The sequence below is a fragment of the Flagellimonas flava genome (genome assembly GCF_050617915.1).
GTDB lineage: Bacteria > Bacteroidota > Bacteroidia > Flavobacteriales > Flavobacteriaceae > Flagellimonas > Flagellimonas flava_A.
This window is the reverse complement of the sequence record NZ_JBODQE010000130.1, coordinates 1-244: the sequence shown is the minus strand read 5'-3', so window position 1 is coordinate 244 and position 244 is coordinate 1. Positions and strand designations below refer to the sequence as shown.

Genomic DNA, 244 nt, shown 5'->3' with positions numbered 1-244 from the left:
GTACCATCTTGATGACACTCCATTCATTATGAAGGCTGCGAATGCCAACTGGAAGGTTAATCCTTTGAGTGTTAATACTTCAGAAGTGACGGTGGACTTGGATGTTACCCTCGCTACCCTTCCTGGTCTTCTGATGGGCTGCATGATAAAACCCAAGATGCGAAAAGACCTGAACCAAACCCTTGAAGACCTGAAATAGTACATAGAAACAGGAAAGCAATCTGAGGCAAAAATAAAATCGGAC

At 43.4% G+C, this 244-nt stretch carries 1 protein-coding gene; it reads left to right on the top strand.

What is annotated here, in order from left to right; translation table 11 throughout:
• A partial coding sequence (locus tag ACRHOZ_RS21255) for a hypothetical protein (protein ID WP_431130350.1) occupies positions 1-199 on the top strand: 199 nt, incomplete at its 5' end.
• Positions 200-244: the final 45 nt, after the last annotated feature.